The 17,570-nt window shown below is 68.2% G+C and carries 19 protein-coding genes; 9 read left to right on the top strand and 10 right to left on the bottom strand.

From position 1 onward, the window contains the following. Window positions 1-85 precede the first annotated feature (85 nt). Window positions 86-994, top strand: coding sequence for an ABC transporter permease (locus MUN73_RS02055; protein ID WP_250138785.1), 909 nt, complete (start codon window positions 86-88; stop codon window positions 992-994). Window positions 995-1,040: 46 nt separating this feature from the next. On the opposite strand, the gene MUN73_RS02050 is transcribed toward MUN73_RS02055, so the two are convergent. Continuing rightward, entirely contained in the window at window positions 1,041-2,135 is a 1,095-nt protein-coding gene (locus tag MUN73_RS02050; protein ID WP_250138784.1) for a glutamate-cysteine ligase family protein, read from the bottom strand. A gap of 223 nt (window positions 2,136-2,358) precedes the next feature. Between MUN73_RS02050 and MUN73_RS02045 the strand changes: the two genes are divergently transcribed. Then, entirely contained in the window at window positions 2,359-3,297 is a 939-nt protein-coding gene (locus MUN73_RS02045; protein ID WP_250138783.1) for a metallophosphoesterase family protein, read from the top strand. Between the two features lie 76 nt (window positions 3,298-3,373). Beyond that, window positions 3,374-3,715, top strand: a complete 342-nt coding sequence (locus MUN73_RS02040; protein WP_250138782.1) for a hypothetical protein — start codon at window positions 3,374-3,376, stop codon at window positions 3,713-3,715. Window positions 3,716-3,748: 33 nt separating this feature from the next. On the opposite strand, the gene MUN73_RS02035 is transcribed toward MUN73_RS02040, so the two are convergent. Further along, window positions 3,749-3,979: a hypothetical protein gene (locus MUN73_RS02035; protein ID WP_250138781.1), complete on the bottom strand. Its 231-nt coding sequence runs from the start codon at window positions 3,977-3,979 to the stop codon at window positions 3,749-3,751. A 177-nt stretch (window positions 3,980-4,156) separates the two neighbouring features. On the opposite strand from MUN73_RS02035, the gene MUN73_RS02030 reads away from it, so the two are divergent. Further along, on the top strand, window positions 4,157-4,948 hold the full coding sequence (locus MUN73_RS02030; protein ID WP_250138780.1) for a TrmB family transcriptional regulator: 792 nt from the start codon (window positions 4,157-4,159) through the stop codon (window positions 4,946-4,948). A gap of 18 nt (window positions 4,949-4,966) precedes the next feature. Here the strand turns inward: MUN73_RS02030 and MUN73_RS02025 are convergent, their stop codons facing one another. After that, window positions 4,967-6,586: a SagB/ThcOx family dehydrogenase gene (locus MUN73_RS02025; protein WP_250138779.1), complete on the bottom strand. Its 1,620-nt coding sequence runs from the start codon at window positions 6,584-6,586 to the stop codon at window positions 4,967-4,969. Between the two features lie 78 nt (window positions 6,587-6,664). Between MUN73_RS02025 and MUN73_RS02020 the strand changes: the two genes are divergently transcribed. Further along, entirely contained in the window at window positions 6,665-8,665 is a 2,001-nt protein-coding gene (locus MUN73_RS02020; RefSeq protein ID WP_250138778.1) for a MutS-related protein, read from the top strand. A 142-nt stretch (window positions 8,666-8,807) separates the two neighbouring features. Here the strand turns inward: MUN73_RS02020 and MUN73_RS02015 are convergent, their stop codons facing one another. The 6 genes from MUN73_RS02015 to MUN73_RS01990 all read right to left on the bottom strand — a co-directional run bounded on the left by MUN73_RS02015 (window position 8,808) and on the right by MUN73_RS01990 (window position 13,540). Next, a complete protein-coding gene (locus tag MUN73_RS02015; protein WP_250138777.1) occupies window positions 8,808-9,071 on the bottom strand; it encodes a hypothetical protein in 264 nt (87 codons plus the stop codon). A gap of 100 nt (window positions 9,072-9,171) precedes the next feature. After that, complete coding sequence (locus tag MUN73_RS02010; RefSeq protein WP_250138776.1) at window positions 9,172-10,113, bottom strand: class I SAM-dependent methyltransferase; 942 nt, start codon at window positions 10,111-10,113, stop codon at window positions 9,172-9,174. A gap of 43 nt (window positions 10,114-10,156) precedes the next feature. Then, window positions 10,157-11,245 carry a glycosyltransferase family 4 protein gene (locus MUN73_RS02005; RefSeq protein ID WP_250138775.1) on the bottom strand — a complete coding sequence of 363 codons (1,089 nt, stop codon included), beginning with the start codon at window positions 11,243-11,245 and terminating at the stop codon, window positions 10,157-10,159. A gap of 4 nt (window positions 11,246-11,249) precedes the next feature. After that, window positions 11,250-11,627 carry a 6-pyruvoyl trahydropterin synthase family protein gene (locus MUN73_RS02000; protein WP_250138774.1) on the bottom strand — a complete coding sequence of 126 codons (378 nt, stop codon included), beginning with the start codon at window positions 11,625-11,627 and terminating at the stop codon, window positions 11,250-11,252. A 73-nt stretch (window positions 11,628-11,700) separates the two neighbouring features. Continuing rightward, complete coding sequence (locus tag MUN73_RS01995; RefSeq protein WP_250139598.1) at window positions 11,701-12,765, bottom strand: zinc-binding dehydrogenase; 1,065 nt, start codon at window positions 12,763-12,765, stop codon at window positions 11,701-11,703. A 4-nt stretch (window positions 12,766-12,769) separates the two neighbouring features. Further along, complete coding sequence (locus MUN73_RS01990; RefSeq protein WP_250139597.1) at window positions 12,770-13,540, bottom strand: GTP cyclohydrolase IIa; 771 nt, start codon at window positions 13,538-13,540, stop codon at window positions 12,770-12,772. Window positions 13,541-13,752: 212 nt separating this feature from the next. Between MUN73_RS01990 and MUN73_RS01985 the strand changes: the two genes are divergently transcribed. The 3 genes from MUN73_RS01985 (at window position 13,753) to MUN73_RS01975 (ending at window position 15,978) form a co-directional block, all read left to right on the top strand. Further along, entirely contained in the window at window positions 13,753-14,385 is a 633-nt protein-coding gene (locus tag MUN73_RS01985) for a hypothetical protein (RefSeq protein ID WP_250138773.1), read from the top strand. Between the two features lie 195 nt (window positions 14,386-14,580). Further along, window positions 14,581-14,748: a DUF1059 domain-containing protein gene (locus MUN73_RS01980; protein WP_250138772.1), complete on the top strand. Its 168-nt coding sequence runs from the start codon at window positions 14,581-14,583 to the stop codon at window positions 14,746-14,748. Window positions 14,749-14,847: 99 nt separating this feature from the next. Continuing rightward, window positions 14,848-15,978 carry an ORC1-type DNA replication protein gene (locus MUN73_RS01975; RefSeq protein ID WP_250138771.1) on the top strand — a complete coding sequence of 377 codons (1,131 nt, stop codon included), beginning with the start codon at window positions 14,848-14,850 and terminating at the stop codon, window positions 15,976-15,978. 58 nt (window positions 15,979-16,036) lie between these two features. On the opposite strand, the gene MUN73_RS01970 is transcribed toward MUN73_RS01975, so the two are convergent. Then, window positions 16,037-16,303, bottom strand: a complete 267-nt coding sequence (locus tag MUN73_RS01970) for a DUF7553 family protein (protein ID WP_250138770.1) — start codon at window positions 16,301-16,303, stop codon at window positions 16,037-16,039. A gap of 367 nt (window positions 16,304-16,670) precedes the next feature. Between MUN73_RS01970 and MUN73_RS01965 the strand changes: the two genes are divergently transcribed. Continuing rightward, complete coding sequence (locus MUN73_RS01965; protein ID WP_250139596.1) at window positions 16,671-17,405, top strand: DUF4397 domain-containing protein; 735 nt, start codon at window positions 16,671-16,673, stop codon at window positions 17,403-17,405. Window positions 17,406-17,570 lie beyond the last annotated feature (165 nt).

The following is a 17,570-nucleotide window of genomic DNA, read 5'->3' as shown; positions in this document are numbered from 1 at the left end:
ATCTATCAATCCCTAGTGGACGTATTACGACTCCCCGGATCGAATCATAACAACCTGTAAACCGCCGCAGCGACGCCGATCCGACATGGAACTCGGTGTCGTCCTCGGCGTCGTCGCGATTGGCTTCGTCCACGGGGTCCTGCCGGACCACGGGTGGCCGATCGCGGCGACCTACGCGCTCAATCGGCAACGGCGCTGGCTGTACGGCGTCTCCGCGGCGCTGATCCTCGGAATCGGTCATCTCGTCAGTAGCGTCGTGCTCGTCGTGGCGTACTTCTGGTTCACCGCGTTCGCCGACTTCGCCGACGGCCCGTGGCTCGGCCGCGTCGCCGGAGTGTTGTTGATCCTGCTCGGTATCCACGAGTACCGCTACGGCGGTCACGGACACGGACTGGACGACCACGGCGGTCACGCGCACGCTCACGACGTGGGCCGCCACACTGACGGCGGTCACGATCACGGACACGCCGGACACGAACACCACGCTCACGACGATCACGAACACCACGCTCACGACGAACACCACGCTCACACCGGACACCACGCTCACACCGGACACCACGCTCACACCGGACACCACGCTCACGACGATCACGAACACCACGCCCACACCGATCGGACCGACGATCGGAGTCCCCTCGATCGGATTCGCGCCGCGTTGCCGGGTGGCGGCGGGCACCGGCATCTCACCGAGCAACACGCCGAGCGCGGTCTGGTTGCGCTCGGGACGACGGCGCTCGTGCTCGGGTTCGCTCACGAGGAACCCGTCCAGATCCTGGCGATCTGTGGTGGTGCCGGGACCGATCGCTGTCTCGAGTTGATGCTCCTCTACTCGCTTGCGGTGATCGTCGCGATCGTCGTGCCGACGCTACTGTTGATCGCGGGCTACGAACGCCACCGCGATCGGATCGAGCGCTACACGCCCTACCTGCCGACGCTGACGGCAGTCGTCCTCGTCGGGATGGGACTGGCGTTCGTCACTGGCGTCGTCTGACCGGCCTGGTGGTCGGGGCGCGGCCGACTGGTCACGGGACCAGCGTTCAGGGTTCGATCGCGCCCAGGAGGGCGTCGACGTCGGCTTCGAGCGCGCTCGCGTACTCGAGTCGCAGGTCGCGGGCGTCGCTCCTGGTGACGTACTGGCGGCCGTCGATCCGCGTCGTGATCGGGTGGTAGTCACCGACCGAGAATCCCATCCGATCGAGGTAGGCGGCGACGCGGTCGTTCTCGAGGCCGGCGTGGATCGCGGCCTCCGCGAGGTCACAGGTGACGTCGAACTCGGGGAGCGAGATGCCCTCGCTCGAGACGTGGCCGGGCGCGTCACCGGTCCGGTTCTCGATCTGCACGTTGGTGTGGTGGAGTTGTTCCATCACGGCCCGGAGTTCCCGGGTCAGTCGAAGCAGTTGACTCGGGAGCGCGGCGTCGGGCGATCGCCACTCGACGGTCGGCATCGAGTCCCGGAGCCGGATCGGCGTCCAGACGACGTCGTCGGGCGAGAAGTGTTCCTCGATCGCCGCCTCGTCGACGCCGGCCTCGGTCGCCGCCGTCTTGAACTCCTCGAAGCGGTGTTCGAGGCGGCGGTGCCACTCGCCGACGTTCTCGACGTAGGCCCAGAGCTGGCCGTGTTTCGGGTACCGTCGATACCCCTCCTTCCGGTACCAGTAGGCGCGTGCACCGTTTGCGACGCGATTGCCCTGGACGTACGGCGACGAGTTGACGAGCGCGAGCGCCGGATCCAGCGCGATGAGCGTGTTGAGCTGGTCCGTGACGTTTCGCTTCTCCACGTGGACGTGGGTTCCCGCGCAGTGCTTCGCACAGTCGAAGTCCGACCCGACGACCTGCTTCTGGATTCGGCCCCGTTCGCCGGGTCGGCGCGTGATCCCGTCGCAGTTGATCGGCGTTCCCAGCGGAGCGAGTCGTTTGTCCACCTCGTCGGCCCGCGAGAGGACGTCGTCGAGTTCTTCGAGGAACCGTCGCCGGAGCTCCTCGATCGACTCGCAGGGCGGCGTCTTCAGTTCGACAACCGGTTCGACGAACTCCTCGACCGTCCGCTCGGAGACGTCGGTGAGGTCGCCCGGCGACGTGAGGTCGCCGTCTCGATCGATCACCCAGTACTCGACTTCGAGGCTCGTGTTCATTGCTCGCGTTCTTCGAACGGGATCTGCTCGGCGATTCGGGTCCTTTCCCGGCGATTCGATCGAGTCGGTCGGTGAAAATCTTGCGTCCGTCTCCGTTGTCACAATTCGGACGCGTTTCGCCGAATCGGCCGGGCCTGCAGCCGCCTGCGGTATTTGACGTCGGGGATAGACGCCGCGAGCGACGGGGTGAGGATTACCCGCCTCCGTCCCGTCCGATCGACCGATGATCGCTCGACCGCACTCCGGACAACCGCTCGCCCGTCTCGATCGGCCGAGGGCGACCGAGCCGACACGGCTCGCGGTCCTGTCGGACGTCCACCTCGCGACGGACGCGACCGGGACGTGGAAGGTATTTCACCGCACGGAACGGCACCTGCGCGGCGCCGTCGCGGCCGTGAACGAGCGGGACGTCGACGGGGTGGTCGTCGCGGGCGACCTGACGCGCAACGGCGTGCCCGCGGAGTTCGACCTGTTCGACGACCTCGCTGCCTTCGATCCGCCCGTGGTCGCGGTACCGGGCAACCACGACTACCCGACGACGTTCGACGACCGCGAGTCGCTGTCGATTCGGTCGTTCGAAGACCGGTACACGCCGGGCGGCCTCCCGTTCTGGATTCAGTTCGGCGAACTCGTCGTGTTCGGCCTCGACAGCCACGCCGCGACCCCCGGTTCGCCCGCGGAGACGTGGGACGGACGGATCGACGCCGAACAGCTGATGTGGCTCGACGAGGCGCTGACCGACGCCGACGCCGACGCGTCGATCGTCGTCGTCCACCACAACCTCCCGGCGACGGGCGACCTCTACGAGCGATACCGTGCGGAGTTGCCGGTCGCGGGCGAGGTCCCCGGCTTCTCGAACCCCGAACCGCTGGTCGAACTCCTCGCGAGTCACGACGTCGCGCTGGTCGTTACCGGTCACCTCCACTTCCCCGCGATCGAGCGCGCCGACGGCGTGACGGAACTCACCGTGCCGGCGGTCTCGTCGTTCCCGCACGGGCTTCTCGTGCTCGAAATCGACGAGCGAGGGACGATCGTCCGGTTCGTCCCGCTAACGGACGGCGACGGGATGGTCGAGTCGATCGCCCACGGCTACGAGAAGGACCGGGTGTTGCTCTCGGCGGCGCAGTTGGCGACGTTCCCGCTCGTCGACGACTTCGCGTAGCCGTTCGTTAGATCGGTCTCGGTATCCTGAATCTGCAAGGATCTCGCCGATCGGTCGGCCGATCGTAGCGCCGGCGATGACGGACTACGAGATGCACGACCCCGAGTTCTCGGGGACGACCACCGAGGAGTGGGACGACCCGCAACTCGAGGACTTCAGTACCAATGACCTGGGCGAGGTGGCGGACCACTTCATCCTCTCGGCGTCGGGGTTCCCGCCGGAGAACTTCACCGACCTCAAACTCCCCGTGGTCGATCCCGACGGGAACCTGAACGAGAACGCGCTTAGAACGGCCAAAAGCGGCGGCCGCGGCGTCGGCGCGGTCGAGTACCTGGACGACGAGAAAGCCGACGAGGTCGAGGATCTGATCGACGACCTGGCCAACGAGCACGTCGACGACGCGGATTTCGGCGACTAGGGTGACCAGCGCCGACTCCCGCCGATCAGTCGTCTACGCCGGCTTCGAGGCCGACGACCCGCCCCGACCGGCCCGGAGCAGTTTGACGACGCCCTGCGCGGCGAGGCCGACCACCGTCCACTTCCAGGCGAGGACCGCGACGCCGAGCAACGCGATCGCGCGCGTTCGATTTCCGCGATCGAGCGCGGTCTTCGCGTCCTTGAGTACCGAGACGACCGTCAGCGATCGGGTCGCTTTCGAGCGGAGGAGTTTCGTGAATCCCATACCCGTCGTTAGCCCGCCGACGGGATAACGGGCCCGCCGGAGCGCGCAAGGGGATCGCGCGGGCGTCTCGGTACCCGGAATGCCAGTCCGTGAGCAGGTGCCGGCCGCGTCTGTCCTCCCGAGCGGCCTCCGTCGGCTGGTGGGGGCTTTTTCCGGCTCTCCGTCGTCGGCTCTCGTATGGTGTCGTTCGACGAAGAGCAGGCCGAAGCCAAGGCACTCGACCGGTTCCAGGAACTCGGACTCTCCCAGTACGAAGCCCAGACGCTGATCAATCTCTTTCAACTCGGGACGGGGACCGCCCAGGACATCACCCGCGTCAACAACGTCCCCCGGACTCGCGTGTACGAGGCGGCCGATCGACTCCACGAACGGGGGCTAATCGACATCCAGCACACGACGCCGCGAAAATTCACGGTGGTCTCGGAGGAGACGATCGTCCGCACGCTCAACGTCGAACGTGAGAACACCATTACCGAACTCGCGGAGTGTCTGGAGGCGATCGGGTCAGCCCAGCCCCAGCGCGAACAGTTCGGCGTCTGGACGGTCACCGGTCGGGAGGCGGTGTCCTCGCGCATCGACGAGTTCATCGCCGACGCCGAGGAACAGATCGTCTACATGACCATCGACGAGTTGCTCACCGAGGAACACCTCGAGCGGCTCGAGACCGCCGCCGATCGCGGGGTCGAGATCCATCTGGCGGGCATCTCCGACGACGTCCAGGGGCGTATCCAGGAGACGGTGCCGTCGGCCGACCTGTTCGACACGCTCTGGGAGTGGGAAGACACGCCCGCCGGAAGCCTGTTGATTACCGACCAGGAGACGGCGCTCGTCAGCGCGCTCGTGGACGGGCACGCGGACGAGACGGCGATCGACGAGACGGCGATCTGGGGTGCCGGCGAGCGAAACAGTCTCGTCGTCGTCCTTCGAGCGATCTTCACCTGGCGCCTCGACGGCGATCGAGCGGGGTGAGTCCCGCCAGCCACGCCTTCAGGCCGGTCGACCGATCGTGTAGAGGAACGTCGGCGTCTGTCCGGCCGCTCGCGGCGCGAAGAAGTCGGTGACGACGTCGTCGTAGAACGTCAGCCCCGTTCCGCCGAGATCGCGGTGGGCGTAGGTCGCCAGGTACAGCCGACCGGCGGTCAGCGACGCCTCGAGTTGGGCCGCCCGGTAGCCCCGATCGCCCAGGGCGTCGACGATTTCGTCGACATCGGTCAGGAAGTACAGACAGACCGCGGCGTCGGCACCCAGTCGCTGGTCGAGCGCGAGGTGACCTGCCTCGCTGCGGAACTCGCCCCGTTGCAGTCGCTCGAGTTCGGCATCGGCGGGGTGATAGTGATAGGACCCGGGGTCGAGGCCCTCCACCCCATTGACGATCAGGTATGGATCGACGAACGAGAGGGGCGGATCGCTCGCTCGCTCATCTGCGGACTCGTTTCGCTCGTCCTCGCGGCGCACGTCCATCGGCACCCCGCGAACGGCCCGATCGAGCACCGTCGACAGTTTGCGGACGCTGATCGGCTCGCGATCGTACTCGCGACAGGAGCCGCGACGCTCGATCGTCCGGCAAAGCGGTCGGCTCGACGCCGTCTCGTGGTCGACCGGATCGAGGTGGATCCGCTCGCCATCGCCCGGGTCCCGGGTTCCGATCGGGCCTGCCGGCCGATCGGTGCGCCACGAGTCGGCCTCGTCTCCGTCCGCGAGGGTGCCGGCGGCCCACGCCTCGTGGATCAGCGGGAACTCCCGCTCGGTCGGCGACAGGGGCTCGATCTCGGGATCGATCGGTTCGGGTTCCGTCACGCCGGCCAGGAGCGCCGGCGCGCCCTCGCCGATCGGAACGATCTCCAGCGGCGCTTCCCGTTCGGTGTGAAGACCGAGGAGTTCCGCCACGGGCCGGTCCGCGAAGGCGGTGACGACCTCGGCCCGGTAGTCGAGCGCGTGGGCGACCGCGAGCAGGTTCGCGATCGTCGTCCCCGAGTCCCAGAAGGCGTGGCGAAAGGTTCGTTCCTCGTACTTCCAGGCGTTTCGCCACCACGTCGAGGAGGTGACGATCGAGAACGGGGCGTGCGCGACGCCGTCGTCGCCCGCGGCCGCGGCGAGGACACCCCGGTAGTCGCCCTCGCGGAGCACGTCCAGCGACAACGTGCGCGGATCGAAGTGGTAGACGCCGGCCTCGAGTGTCGGGCCGTCAGCGGGGTCGTCTCCCTCGCCGAGGTCGCCACAGACCACGTAGAGATCGACGTGGTACAGCGCCCCGGTCGTCGCCGCGGCCCGGAACAGCAGGCTCCGGCCGCGCCGATCGATCGACTTCGTGATCCCCGCGGCGTAGTAACAGAGCGTCGTCACCGTCTCGAGATCCGGATTGTGAGTCCGATCGGGGTCGAGCTCGTCGGCTCTCGGTACCTCGCCGTCCGGCGTCGACTCCGCGATCGCCGCGAGTGCGGGCTGCTGGGGCGGGCGGAGCCGATCGGCGAGCGGCCGCGCCGGCAGGTCCACGTACTCCTTGTACGGCCGCGGCTTGTTGTCGAAGTTCAGGCCGTGGCTTCCCTCGCGAACGCTTCTCGGCGAGTGTTTCGTCCGTTCGTGGTACTCGCGGGCGCCGACTGTCATGGGTGGTAGTACCACGCCACGCCGAAAAAACGGGCGGGAGCTTTTTCTCGCTTCGATGGAATAGCCCGGTCGAGAGCAATGGACCTCGAGTCGATCCCGGGCGTCGGCGAGAAGACCGCCCGGGCGCTGTCGGAACTCGACGAACCCGAACGAGCGCTGCGATCGGGCGACGTCGCGCGGATCGCGGAGGCACCCGGGATCACGCAGGGGCGGGCGGCCCGCATCGCCCGCGGCGCGATTCGCCGCGAGCACGACGACCCCGGCGGCTTCCTGGCGACCGATCGCGCCCGCGAGGTCTACCGCGAGGTGCTGGGCCTGCTCAAAGAGTGGACCGTCACCGACTACGCGGCCCAGCGGCTGGAAACGATCTACCCGAGTCCGAGCCGATCGCGCATCGAGGAGGTACAGGCCTTCGCGGCCGACGCGATCGATATCGAGTACGACGAGGCCGTCCTCGACGCGCTCGAGGGGGTCGAACCGCTCGCGACGCCGGGCGACGTCCGGGTCCGGGAGCGCTGTCTGGCGACGACCGACGCCGAGCGCTACAGCGAGGCCCGGGCGGCGATCCCGGAACTCTCCGTCGAGGTCGTCGAGGACGCACAGGGGCTGGCCGAACTCGCGCGCGGCTACTCGACGGTGATCGCGCTCGACGAGTCGTTCGCCGGTGTCACCGTCGAGGGTGACGTGCAGGTCCGGCCCGACGCACTCGAGACCCCCGCGGAGGTCGTTCCCGAGCGTCCGCTCGCCTTTTTCGCGCGGAACCGGGACCGCCTGCGGGCGGCGATCGCGGTCCACCGCGCGGCCGACCTCGACCCGGCCTGCGACGTCGACGCGCTGGCGGACGGCCTCTCGCGACTCGCCGAGGACGGGACGGTCGCGGGCGACGAGGAACTCGATCGGCTGACGACGGCGGTCGACGACCTGGACGCGGCGGCCGGGACCGCCGAGAGCGTCGCCAACGATCGGCTCCGGGAGGCCATCCGCGAGAAGGACGTCACGATCGAGGGCTCCGACCTCCTCTCGCTGGTCGAACGGGGCGCGGGCGTCGACTCCCTGCTGTCGCGGGAACTGGCCGACGAGTACGCCGCGGCGGTCGCGGCCGCCCGCGAGCACCTGATCGAGGCGCTCGACCTCGACCAGGGCGAGGCCGAGATCGCCCGGCGCGCGTTCGGCGACGAACCGACGTTTCCGGTCGAGCGCGACGAGGACGCGATCGGCCGCCTCCGCGAGGAACTCACCGCCGCGAAGGAGCGCCGCGCCGGTCGTCTCAAACGGGACCTCGCGGCCGACCTCGCCGACCAGCGCGAGGGGGCCCGACAACTCGTTCGGGACGCGCTCGAACTCGACGTCGAACTCGCGATCGCCCGCTTCGCCCGCGAGTACGAGTGTGCGATGCCCGAGTTCGTCTGGGAGCCCACCGGTGCCACGGGTGACCCCGCGGGCTTTGCGATCGAGGGCGGGCGCTCGCCGCTGCTGGACGAACCGCTCGCGGCGATCGATCCGGTCGACTACGGGGTGTCGGGCGTCGCGCTCCTCTCGGGGGTCAACAGCGGCGGCAAGACCTCGACGCTGGACCTGGTCGCGAGCGTCGTCGTGCTCGCACACATGGGCCTGCCGGTGCCCGCCGACGACGTTCGCCTCCGGCGGTTCGACGACCTGCACTACCACGCCAAGACCCAGGGGACGCTGGACGCGGGGGCGTTCGAGTCGACAGTCCGGGAGTTCGCCGATCTCGCCCAGGGTGGCGAGGGCTCGCTCGTCCTCGTGGACGAACTCGAGAGCATCACCGAACCCGGAGCCAGCGCGAAGATCATCGCGGGTATCCTCGAGGCGCTCTCGGAGAACGGGGCGACGGCGGTGTTCGTCTCGCACCTCGCCGGCGAGATCCGCGAGATGGCCGACTACGACGTCACCGTCGACGGGATCGAAGCGGTAGGGCTCGTGGACGGCGAACTCGAGGTGAATCGATCGCCCGTCAAGGAGCATCTCGCGCGATCGACCCCGGAACTGATCGTCGAGAAACTCGCCGGCGAAAGCGAGGCGCTCTTCTACGATCGCCTGCTCGAGAAGTTCGAGTAGGTCGGGCGCGTGGTCGTCCGACTCCGATCGCGTCCTCTCGCCGGTGACCACGCGCCCCCAATGGGTTCGAGCGCGTGCTCGGCCCCACTCGCCGTCGGTCTGCCGTCGATCGACCGACTCGGTCGCGAGGTCCGGGACGTCGTCACTCCGGTCGCGGCCCCGAAAGCGGGTGCGGACTCGCTTCGATCACGTCGAGCGCCCGCTCGAAGGCGGCCTCGACGGCTTCGAACTCGCCTTTCTGTGTCCACTCCCCGTCGGGGGTTGCGGTGTAGACGTCGAACCCGCCACCGCGATACTCGTGGGTCTCGACGTACAGTTCCTCCTCGACCGCGCCGTCGTCGTCGACGAGGAGCCAGACGCCCAGTTCCTTCCCGCCCTCCAGGTCGCGTCGTCGGGTCCAGTGCATAGCCCGAGCTACGATTTCGAGAGCCGTATAGCTGGTCGGGGTCCTTGTCCTCGTCCCCGTCTCCGGACCTGAAGCTTCGACGCCGGCGCGATTCGGACTGCTACGTCGACCCCGGCCACCGGGCGAGGACGTCTAGCTGGTGGGCGAGGTAGACGAGGTCCGCGGTCGCGACCTGTTCGTGGCGGCTCGCCGCCCACGCGCGAACCCGTTCGGCCTCGATCGTCCCGTCGGCCGCGAGCGCGGACTCGATCGTGTCGACGATGTGATGGAGGAAGTACGCCTCGTCGGCCTCGTACCCGCCATCGATCGGTCGGACCACCCAGTCGGAGCCGCCCGCCGCGACGACCCGGCCGCCGGTCGCCGGTATCGCAGTGAGGAGGTGACGGCCGGCAGTGCTGTCACCCGTCTCACCGCCGACCTTCTCGGTCGTGTCCATCCGACGGTGAAACCGCCGCTCGATCCGGTCCTCGAGTTCGGGATCGACCGGCGGCAACAGCGCCGTCACCCCGTCGAACGTGATGGGGAAGTAGGCGACCCCGCCCGATCGGAGCCCGCCGGTGACTGCCTCCAGCGCCGCTCGCACGTCCGTGAGATCGAGGAACGCCTGGGCGACGACGGCGTCGTACGTATCGTCGTGGTCCGCGAGATGGGCAAGTGCGTCGGCGGCGCGGAACTCGACCTCGAACGCCACCCCGTCGCGATCGATGCGTACCGTCTCACCCGGCCGTCCCGTCCGATCCGACCGATCCAGGCTGTAGCCCCGGTCCGTCGCGCGATCGGCGACGCCCTCCGCGGCGGCCTCGACCAGGGTCGGGTCGGCGTCGATGGCCGTGTACCGGACCTCGGTGTCGGCCGTCCACTCGAAAATCGTCTCGACCATCGCGCCCGTCCCGGCCCCGACTTCGCAGAGTTCGACGGGCTCGTCGACCCCCTCGAGCGCGCGGCGAAACGCGTCCGCGACGCGCCGGTCCCGGGCGCGTCGGTCGACGGTTCGCTTGGCGTCGAGGTATCGACGGAACGAGTAGTGATCTGGTTCGGTCACGCCTCTACTGGCCCGTCAACCCCTGGCGGGTTAACTCCGGTCGTCACGGCGACGGTCCCGCGACCTCGCGGAGACCGGTCGTAAACGACGCGACGCGATCGACCATCTCGCTCCAGGTGGGGTGGGCCTCGTAGGCGTCCCGGGCGGCAACTCCCATCTCGGCGAGGCGCTCGCGATCGGCCGCGAGAGAGCCCACCGCCTCGGACACGGCCCGCGGTTTACCCGGCGGAATCAACACCCCCGTCTCCCCGTCGGTGACGACCTCGCCCGCGCCGCCGGCGGTCGAGGCGAGTGCCGGCATGCCGAACCCCATTCCCTCGAGGTAGACGATGCCGAACCCCTCGTAGCCGGAGGGCACGGCGAGGAGGTGCCCGTCCCCGAGGATCGACGACAGCGCCGAATCGGTCACTCGGCCCGCGACCGTCACCGACTCCTCGACGCCCAGCGCGTCGACCAGCCGGTCGATCCGCCGGGCGTAGCCCGGATCGATCGTCGGGTCGCCGACGACGGTCAGGGTCCACTCGTCGGCGGGCCGGGCGGCCAGCCCCCGGAGCAGCGTGTGGAGCCCCTTCCGCTCGACGAGCGTCCCCACGAAGACGACCTCGAGCGGCCCCGGTTCGTGGGCACGGGCGCGGATCTGCGCTCGCGTGACTCCCGGATCGACGTGGTCCCCACCGGGCGGTGCGACGACGCCCCTCGTCGGGCCGACGAGCGCCTCGACGGTCTCCCGGGTGGTCTCGCTGTTGTAGACGAAGGCGTCGACCGTCTCGAGGTAGCGCCGCTCGATCGGCCTGACGAGCGCGTTCCGCCACGCCGCCCGCGGCTCCCGGCACCGGAGGTGATGGACGATCGAGACGATCGGCACGTCGTCGTCGTGTCGCCGGTTGTGCCGGACGAGCGACGGGTGACAGAGTTCGTCCTGCAACAGCACGTCGACGTCGAGGGCGGCCAGGTCGGCGGCGACCTCTCTGGAGACGTTGTCGAACAGGTTCGCCCCGTACCCGTCCCTCGGGATCGTAACGAGTGTGACCTCGTGGCCCCGATCGCGAAGTCCCGTCACGAGCCGTCGATCGTAGCGGTAGCCGCCGGACGTGCGCTCGAGGCCGTCGTAGACGACTAACCCCAGCCGCATCGACTCAGACGGTCGTAGCGTAGGAGGCGGCCGCCGCGTCCTCTTCCCACATCGTCACCTCGACGCCGTCGAGACGGTCGGTCTCGATCCCGTCCACGACTCGATCGGCGAAGAACCGCGAGAAGTGCTCCACGCTGGGGTTGAGCCCCTCGAACTCCGGAAGATCGTTGAGCGTCGCGTCCCGGTACCGGTCGACCAGGCCGTCCACGACCGCCTTGAGGTCGTCGATGTCGACGAGATAGCCGTACTCCCCGAGCCGTTCTCCCTCCACCTGGACCTCCACCGTCAGGTGGTGGGAGTGGAGGTCCCCCTCGGGGCCGGGATCGGGGACCGTGAGCCAGTGTTGAGCGACGAAGTCGCGGGTGACCGTCACCGTGTACATACCCCTTGGACCACGTGTGCGAACTAAAACCTGGGGTGGGTTTCGAACGACGGGAGTGCCGGGTCGCAGGAGGTCAGTACGTCAACAGCACCTGGACCGTCTCGTCCGGGCGCTCGTCCAGCAGTGCGTAGGCCCTCGGGGCGTCCCCGACCGGGACGCGGTGGGTCACCAGCCGATCGGTCGCGACGTCCTCCAGTCGCCGCCACGCGGTCGCCAGCCGACGCGCGACGGTCCAGCGTCCCCGCCGTTCCGGCGCGATGGTACTCACCTGGCTGCTGATCAGGCGGATTCGGCTCCGGTGGAATCGCCCGTCGAGCGACAGTTCGGCCGTCCTGGTCCCGTACCACGACCCGACGACGACGCGGCCCCCGTATCCGGTCGCGTCGATGGCGACGTCGAGCGCCGCCGGATCGCCCGAGAGTTCGTAGGTCAGGTCCGCTCGACGCGGTGGTGCGTCCCGTTCGGTCCGACCGGACGGCGAGTCCGGACGCTCGGGCGGTCCCGCAGGTTCGCGGACCGCCGCGACCGGGTCGTCTTCGTCGGGATCGAGACACCGATCGGCTCCGAACGCCGCCGAGAGCCGTCGTCGCTTCTCGTAGCAGTCCACGGTTACGAGCGACGAAAGCGGCGTCTCGGCCAGCAGTGCCGTCGTCAACAGCCCCACGACGCCCTGACCGAACACGATCGCCCGCTCGCCGATGCGGGGGTCCCCGTCGAGGAGCAGGTTGACCGCCGTTTCGACGTTCGGCAGAATCGCCGCCTCCGCCGGCGAAACGTCGGCCGGCACGACGCACACCTCGTCGACCCCGACGACGAACTCGCTTGCGTGGGGGTGGAACGCGAGCACCGTCCGGTCGCGCCACGCCGGGTCCACGTCCGCGCCGACGGCGGTCACCGTCCCGACGATCGCGTACCCGTACGGAAACGGATAGGAAAACGATCCGGAGAGTGCGTCGAGCGTCTCGTCAGCGTCGATCTGGGGGTTCATCTCGCCCCGGTAGAGTAACAGTTCCGTCCCGGAGCTGATGGCGGAGACCGTCGCCGCTACCTTGACCTCGTTCGGGCCCGGGTTGGGCACTGTCGTCTCTCGGACCTCGACCTCGCGTGGGCCCGTGAAGTACACCGACTGGGCCGGCATCGGGTTACGTCCCCTCCGTTCGCTCACCGGCACCGATCTCGACGCGGGTTCCGTGCTCTCGGCAGCGTTCGAGCGCCTCCTTGGCCACCATCCCGGCGTCCCCGGCCGTCCGACCGCGACCGACGCCGACCTTGAGGTCGATCCCCGCGGTCTCCGCGACGTGATCGATCGCCTCCTCGAACGCCGGCCGATCGAGGTCGGCGGTTACCGAGATGACGTTGTCGCCGCCGATGAAAAACGACAGCGAGTCGTGACTGTCGTACATGTACTCGAGGAGCGTCGTGTACCCCCGGTCGATGCGCCGGAACACTTCGAAGGCGTCGAGTTCGTCGGTGTACCGCCCGGTCGCGTCGTTGACGTCGAAGTGGGCGATCTGGACGGCCCCTCCCTCGCGCAGCGGATCGCCGCGCAGGATTTCGGTTCGCTCTCCGTCCTGGGCGCTCCCGGCCGCCTGGAGGGTCGCGGTCGCCTCGCCGATCGCGTCCCGCGGGGAGGCACCCGTGGCGACGCCGAGGCTCACCGTCACGGGATAGCGGTTGCGGACGGCATCCTGGATGCGCCGGTGTTCCGCCAGGTCGAGGCCGTTCGTGACGGCGATCATGTTGTCGTATCGCGTGGAGAACACGTAGCCGTCGTGATGACCGACGAGTTGTGAGAGGTCCGCGTACAGGCGGGACTGGAGCATCTGCAGGTCGGCCTCCCGTTTCGGTTCCGGCGCCACCGTCCACGGCCCGTAGTTGTCGATCTGGATCAGTGTAACCTGCGTTTCGGTCACGGTCACTTCCCCCCGTACCACGTCGAACGGTATAGTTCGTGGGCGATGACTGCCGGACAGTTACTGGAACTGACCGGTTCCGAGCGGGGAGCGGTTCCGTCCGCAAATATATGCCATTCCTCCCCATAGATCCCGTCCGGAGTATCGGCTCGTGACTCGAACCCACGCCGCGAGCGGCACCGACTCGACTGCGGTCGTCGCCGGAGGGACGGATGCCTGAGCGGGTCCCCGAGGAGCGCGTGCTCCGGAACTGGCTCGTGCGAGAGGCCGATCGCGGCACTGCCGAGGTCGATCCGGGAGCGGTCCCGACGGACTCGTCGGCGGTGCGCGACGCGCTCCTCGCGGCGAAACCGGGTGCGGCGGCGTTCGTCTGGCGCGAGCGGCCGATCCGGTGGTACCGACTCACGATCGATCGGGACCGATTCGTCGACCTCCGTCCAGTGGGCGGGCCGGACGACCTCCTGTGGCGCGCCGTCTCGACGGACGGTACCCTGTTCGGCGTGGCCGAACGCCTTCACGAGGACGGGGTCGGCCCGCTCGAATCAGCGGGGATCGACGTCGGGGCGATCCGGACGTACTGCGACGACCTCGCTGCCGGAACGCAGTTCGATCCGCTGGTCGTCCGGACCCGCCGCGGTGCGACTCCGTGGTTCGTCGCCGACGGGAACCACCGGGTGACCGCGGCGGCGCTTCACTCCCTCGAAACAGGCCGGTACGATCCCCTGCCGGCCTACGTCGCCGTGACCGCGAACCCGATCCTCGCTCCGACGCTCGCCCGGATCCGAGGCCTGCTCCAGCGACTGGCTGGCCGAACGATCGCCCATCGCGGCAATCGGAAGCCGTGACGTCGGTCGGCTAACGGGGTGACCGCGAGTACGGCGCTTTCGCAGGTGTGTTCGGCGCTCGCCTGCAGGAGAACTGCGACCGGAATCGCGATCGAGAACGCGATCGCCGTGGGTGGCCATCGCGACCTGACGCCGTATGACCGACAAGATTGTGCAAGTACAATACGTACCTCCGCTCCGCGCCTCTGCTACGTCATGCCATACCGCTTCGAGTGCCCCCTGGGAAGCTGCCAGTTCGTGCTCCGATCGAGCAGTAGCGACGAGGTCGAACGCCTGGTCCGGGCCCACGCCCGGCTGAGTCACCGCGGGCGGATCGATCCGGCCGACATCGATCGCGGAACGGAGCGGATCGAGGCCGCCTGAGCGTGGGACGGGCCGATTCGGATCGACGGGATCGGGGACTCGAGTTTCCACCCGTAATCCTGCGAACAACTAAGTAGCTTCGACAGCGTGGTGAAAGTGATGACAGACGGCCCCGACGAGGGGATGTTGTCGTGGGACGAATCCGTGTTCAGAAACGAGCACGTCTTCGAAATCGACTACGTTCCCGAGACGTTCAAACACCGCGAGGAGCAGACCCGGAGCCTGACGTACGCGCTCCGGCCGGCGGTGCGTGGGTCGCGACCGCTGAACGTCATGGTTCGGGGCCCGCCGGGGACGGGGAAGACGACGGCGATCCAGAAACTGTTCGACGAGGTCGGTGCCCAGACCAGCGACGTCCGGACAATCCGGGTCAACTGCCAGGTCAACGCGACCCGCTACTCCGTGTTCTCGCGGCTGTTCGAGGGGACGTTCGACTACGAACCGCCGTCGTCGGGGATCTCGTTCAAGAAACTGTTCGGCCAGATCGCCGAGAAACTCGTCGAGGAGGACCGGGTGCTCGTCGTCGCGCTCGACGACGTCAACTACCTCTTCTACGAGAACGAGGCCTCCGATACGCTCTACTCCCTGCTCCGGGCCCACGAGGAGTATCCGGGCGCGAAGATCGGCGTCATCGTCGTCTCCTCGGACCCTGCACTCGAGGTCATCGAGGAACTGGACTCCCGCGTCCAGAGCGTCTTCCGGCCCGAGGACGTCTACTTCCCGGTCTACGACCAGCCAGAGATCGTCGACATCCTCGACGAACGTGTCAAACGGGGCTTCCACGACGGCGTTATCTCCCGCGAGACGCTCGAGCGCGTGGCCGAGTTGACCGCCGAGAGCGGCGACCTTCGGGTCGGGATCGACCTCCTGCGCCGGGCCGGCCTCAACGCCGAGATGCGCGCGAGTCGCACCGTCGAGATGGAGGACGTCGAGGAAGCTTACGAGAAGTCGAAGTACATCTCGCTCTCCCGCAGTCTCTCGAATTTGACCGACACCGAACGGGCCTTGCTCGAGGTCGTCGCCAACAACGACGGCGACCAGGCCGGCGACGTCTACGAGGAGTTCCACGAGCGGACCGACCTCGGCTACACCCGCTACTCCGAGATCGTCAACAAACTCGATCAACTGGGGCTGATCGCGGCCGACTACGCGGACGTCGACGGCCGCGGCCGCTCCCGATCGCTCTCGCTGGCCTACGACCGGGACGCCGTGCTCGACCGGCTCGAGTGAGAGCGATTCGACCGCGATCGATTCCGATTCTCGTCGGTCGCGTTCGTCGCGAGACCCGTCAGGCCTGATCGATCGTCTCGCGGTAGTCCTCGATCGTGTCGATGGCCGACTCGACCTTGGTTTCGGTGTTGCCGTCCGCCTGCTGGCTGACCTGCCGGAGGGTGTTGAGCCGTTCGTCGAGGAGGGCGTGATCCGGTTGGGTGTCGCTCATCACGTAGTCGGCGAACGCGTCGGTGGTCTCGCGGATGTCGCCGCGCACGTCGTCGTCGGCGCTCTTGGCGGCTTCTTCGAGGTCGTCGCGGGCCTGCTGGAGGTGGTCCGTCATATCCCGGCCTACCCCGTCGCCGCCCATAACGGTTGGCCGGGCACGAGCCACGTCCGATCGATCGGCGCTCGGAACGGGCGGCGTACGCGTCCGTACGATCGCACTACGTGCGACGCGGGGCGAGAGACGACGCGCGAAACGCAGACGGCGTGGGAACCCGGCGTCGATCGCGCGGACGCTGTAGGCGGATACTTTCGATCGCACGAGCAGTGTACGACGCCGCTTCCGATCGCAGGCTGGTCATAGTTCGAAATCGCGGGACGGAAACGTCGGAACTAGTCGCAGTACTGACTGCCGGTTATATTTCTGTTCGATCCTCCCACACGATCGCATCATGCCAGTATCACGACGCGCGGCGCTCAAGACGATGGGGATCGCCGGTGGGCTGACCGCGGCGAGCGGACCCGTACTCGCCGTGGGCGAACACGACGACGACGATCGACAGAAACCCGAGAAAAAGCGCAAGGGGGACGAGAAACCGGACGACGTACCCGGTGGCGCCGTCCGGGTCGCGCACTTCTCCCCGGACGCCCCGAACGTCGACGTCTACGTCGACGGGAATCGGGTGCTCGCGAACGTCGCCTACGGTGACGTCTCGCCGTACCTGGAGATCGAACCGGGGACGTACCGGGTCAAAATCACGGCGGCCGGCGATCCGGGGACGGTCGCGTTCGACGACGACGTGACGTTCGGCGCGGCGTTCTACACGGTCGCCGCGATCGGCGAACTCGGCGCGGGGACGTTCCAGCCTGCGGTCCTGCTGGACGCCGGGTCGGCCCTCGCGCGGGTCGCGCACTTCTCCCCGGACGCCCCCAGCGTCGACGTCTACGCCGGCGACGAGCCGCTCTTCGAGGACGTCTCGTTCACCGAATCGACCGACTACGTGCCGGTGCCGGCCGGTGACTACACCCTCTCGGTCCGGCCGGCCGGCGATCCGGAGACGGTCGTCGCCACCTTCGACGTCACGCTCGAACGGGGCGTGGCCTACACCGGCTACGCGATCGGCTACCTCGAACCGCCGGAGGGCACGACCGATCGCGACTTCACCGTCCAGTTCGCGGTCGACGGGCCGACGGCCGACGAGACGTATAGTAGCAACTGAAAGTCAATGCACACCTGATTGCAGGACGGCGTTGCGATCAGTGTGTGAATCATTTCAGTTGCTACTATAGCCCCGGCCGATCGGACACCGCGTCCCGATCGAGGATTCGTATTTTTCGTCCGTGCCGACCGATGGCCGTCGGCGGCGTCGGCGTCGATCGGTCCG

Origin of the sequence: Halosolutus amylolyticus, assembly GCF_023566055.1 — an archaeon.
In the GTDB taxonomy this organism is placed as follows: Archaea; Halobacteriota; Halobacteria; order Halobacteriales; family Natrialbaceae; genus Halosolutus; species Halosolutus amylolyticus.
This window is presented reverse-complemented; position numbering and strand designations above follow the sequence as displayed.